At 43.4% G+C, this 3,722-nt stretch carries 3 protein-coding genes; all 3 read right to left on the bottom strand.

From position 1 onward, the window contains the following. Nucleotides 1–425 precede the first annotated feature (425 nt). Nucleotides 426–1,028, bottom strand: a complete 603-nt coding sequence (locus AC3A8L_RS20560) for a hypothetical protein (RefSeq protein ID WP_487964145.1) — start codon at nucleotides 1,026–1,028, stop codon at nucleotides 426–428. A 305-nt stretch (nucleotides 1,029–1,333) separates the two neighbouring features. Continuing rightward, the gene (locus AC3A8L_RS20565) at nucleotides 1,334–2,362 is read right to left on the bottom strand and encodes a hypothetical protein (RefSeq protein WP_487964146.1); all 1,029 of its coding nucleotides are present in this window, start codon (nucleotides 2,360–2,362) and stop codon (nucleotides 1,334–1,336) included. Nucleotides 2,363–2,991: 629 nt separating this feature from the next. Then, nucleotides 2,992–3,722: DUF1552 domain-containing protein (locus tag AC3A8L_RS20570; protein ID WP_487964147.1), on the bottom strand; the 731-nt coding region annotated here is incomplete at its 5' end.

Consider the following 3,722-nt stretch of genomic DNA (forward strand, 5'->3'; position numbering starts at 1 on the left):
GGCGTTCTTTATGGCTTTCGTCGCCATATGACGAATGCCTGTCCTCGTTTATTCTTGCACTGAACTAAGCCGATATAAAGCGGAGTAAGTTACTTTGAGCACGTGAAAAATGTGTTGCTATCGTTTGAATGAGGGTATTCTGATACGACATGGATTTCCTTATAAGCTTTTTTAGCCGTATAAGTATACGTTGAATCCTACAGCTAAGAGCTGATTAATATTGGCTAAATTCATCACGGATCAGATCTGTAAAAAATGAAAATCGTTAAAACGGTCAAGCATCCCTCTGCAGTAAATCCATATTTCACGAAAACATTACAGCGTGAAATATGGGTAACGCTACTCAACGCAAATTGGGTATTGATAATGCCCTATCTGAAATAGAAAAAAAGTTGCTCTTACTGTTTAGCGTGAGTGTCATCGGGTTAAAATTTCGCTCCAATAGTCACGGAGTAGGCTCCGTCAATGTTACCCATTAAGTAGTTGTGGTAAGCCAGCGATGCAGTAAACCACGACTTAGAGGCGTAGTTAATGCGGGGCATTAAGTAAAGTCCTGCCTCTATATCAATGTCTTCTCCTGGGCAGTCTGTGCAGTTTCCAAATCCTCGTTTAGAATAAGTAATAAGCTCGTAACCCGCTAATAATTCAAGGTTGAAATAAGCATTCAAAGGATGGTGGTAGCCGCCTTCAAAATAAAGATTGGTTGCATTAGCGCCTGAGCTTGCTGTTGATTCTTTGTTGTATTGATCGACAACGACAACATCAGAAAGGGATGATAAATCGGAATATTTATAACCTGAAATACCTAAGCCATAAACCCATTTTTCATTAACCTTCTCCCAGCCTAAGCGCCAGTAATTGCCGCTACTTTTAATTTGTTCTTGCGCTGCAGTTTTTGGGTCAAAGCTTATTCCACCTCCCCCCAGATAAATATTGTTGTATTTTTGGGGGCTAGGTATCTCTTCGGCTAGCGAAACCATCGGTAAAGATAAAGCAATAAGTAGAGATGTGTGCTGGGTAAATCGCATGGGTTTTTCCTGTTAGACGTAAATGTTAAAATATATATTGAGTTTTAAGCTTGTAGGGCGAGATTCTTGTAGTATCAATATGTAGCGAACCTCTATATGGGTGGCGTAAGTTAGTAATCTCCTTATGCTTCAATAGATTAATGAAAGCTTGCCCTGGAATTTAATGTGGCACAAAAAATATTTACATGTCCATAGTGCGTGAATAGCATAGAAGATAACGGCGTGATAGGTGGCGTTAAATGGCAGCCCGTCCTTAGGTTGCCATTAATAATCGCGACTACATTTTTAATCGGTTTAAAGGTGTATTACCAAGCGTTTGTAGGTTGGCACTTGAACCATTCAGGTTGTTCAGATTTGAGGCGATATAAATTGCCTAGATCACACGTAGCTAATGTGTAAACAGAAAGTCGTGTGCCTTTGCCTTCGGGTAGTACTGGATTGCCGTCTATGTCGTAATTAAAATAGGTTTGATCATTAATGCGGTAATGAACATCGTTAATCACTAAATATTGGTAATTGTTGTGTTCCCGCAGCTTGTTGTCGCGATCGTATGCTGAGTATTCGAGTAACTCGCCAGCGGCGCCATACAGATAGGTTTGGATGGGGTAATAGCTATTCTTTAGGGTTAGGGTGTCCATATTTATGCCATCCATACGCTCCATTTGGCTCGTTAGCATTTCCTGATCTGAAGTGGAGAGATCGTTACTGTAAGTGGCTAATCGATAGCCGTTGCTATTGAGCTGGTAGGTATTGATGGTGGTGTAAATATCGATGTTATCTAGAGCATTATTTTCATCATAGTAATAACTCGTATAAGTTTCTATGTTGCTTGTAATCTCTGCTTCTTCCCAGTTGTTTATAAGAGACGCTTCTAGGCTTATTTTTCCTGTGCTGCCCTCCCCAAAGCGCCATATTTTGTATGCCACTTCACTGGTTTGCCAAGGTACGGCACCTTCGTATTTATACACCACTTCAAAGGTTGTGATACCTTCTTCTGGAATAACACTTTGGCCCTCAAGTTGGACGTTAAGGCCGGGGTAATTGTTTATTTGTAATAGCGTTAAGCGATTTTGTTCATCATAAAACTGTTGTTCATGTGCAGAATGTAAAAGAGTATGCATTGTGCCGTTATATAGTGCAGGGAGTATGTCAGCTATCGGTTGCTGGTAGACGTAATTCTCGACTTCTCTTTGCATTACAAGCCCTTGCTCAGCTGTGGGGGCGTTATCTTGCGCGCTCAAAAAATCGCCTGCACGGTCTTTCTGACCACCGCAGCCGCTGGTGAGTATTAAGGTAAAAGCCGATACTGCAAAGGCTATACTTGATGTTTTCATTGTTTGGACTCTTAAAAGTACGGTTGTGGAGTTTTTACCCTTATTGCATAAACACTTAGGTATTCAATACCCTCCATTTTATTTTAAATTTTTTTATAGGTATCTTTATTTTGCCTTCTGGGCTGGCGTGTTTACCAGCTAACAGGCTGGATCTTGAGGCTTTAAGGGGGAGTGGTCGTTATATTAAGTACGGTGTGGTGCGGGCACACTTTAAGTTCTGTACGTTTTTTGATCGCCACCTAGGCTTTCGGTATTGATAAGAGCAGCGGAAGAGTAATCGTGTATTAGGCTAATAAAGCACAGAAATCACTCTCTTGGGCTATGCGTAAGATTGGCGTATTTATGTGGTCGGGTGCCTGTTGGTATCGGTACGAACACCGCCGCAAATGGACGAAGGCAGGCTGTTACTACTTGTCGGGCTGCTCTCCTTTCTGCGCCATATTAGTGGCGCAGCGCTATAGTTGTTAGGATGTATTTGACAGTTACTAGTGTTCTAGCTGTTGTTGTGAATATTTATTCACGAATCAAAATCTTTTTGTTTGCGTAGGTTTATTCTAGGCAATATCGATAAAGCAAAGCCGATAAAACAAAGCCGCAGTGCCTTTAATCACTGCATATTCACGCAGTGATTAAGTGGCAACGCCCGCTATAGTTTGCCCGCCCCAGCCTTTATAAGCGGGATGGGCGTCGGCGCCTAGAATGCGCGATGCGGTTTCGTACATGTCCAGTTGGGATGCGCTGTTGACTTGGGTAACTTGTCCCTTCCGTATGCCGGCGCCAGCCATAAACATTGGCGTGCCGGGTGCGCTGTGGGCATTGCCGTTGCCCATATCTGAATTTTGGGTAACCAGGGTGTCATTTAATACACCGGCGGCCTTTAGCCTGCGCACTGTTTTTGCGGCTAGGCCGAACATATAACCTGCGGTAGTAATGTATTGGCCCCAAGTTTCTGTGTCGTTGTGGTGAGAGCTGTGAAGTTTGTCATTAAAGCCTGGAATGTTAAAACCACTTCCGTCGTCGCCTAAACACAGGGATACGGAGGCCGTTACATTACAAGACAATGCCAGTGCAGCTATGTCCACTTGTAGCTCGGTATGAGAGGTGAAGTTGCTGTCGTTGCCTGCTGGCATAGCGACGTTGCTGCAAGTTTGCGTGGCATTTTGAACGGGTGTGCCACCGGCTGTATTTACTGGTACGAGTTTTTTCTCCAGCTCTTCAATCGAATTAAGGTGCTCTTCGAGTTTTTCTTTTTCGTGCTGCCCGAGTACTTTGCTGCTGAGTGTTTTAATGGCATCGCGATGTAAGTCGACGAACAGCTGACGCGGGTTGGTGCCGCCTCCGGTACCTCCATTACCTGCAC

It is taken from the genome of Marinagarivorans sp. (assembly GCF_982758155.1).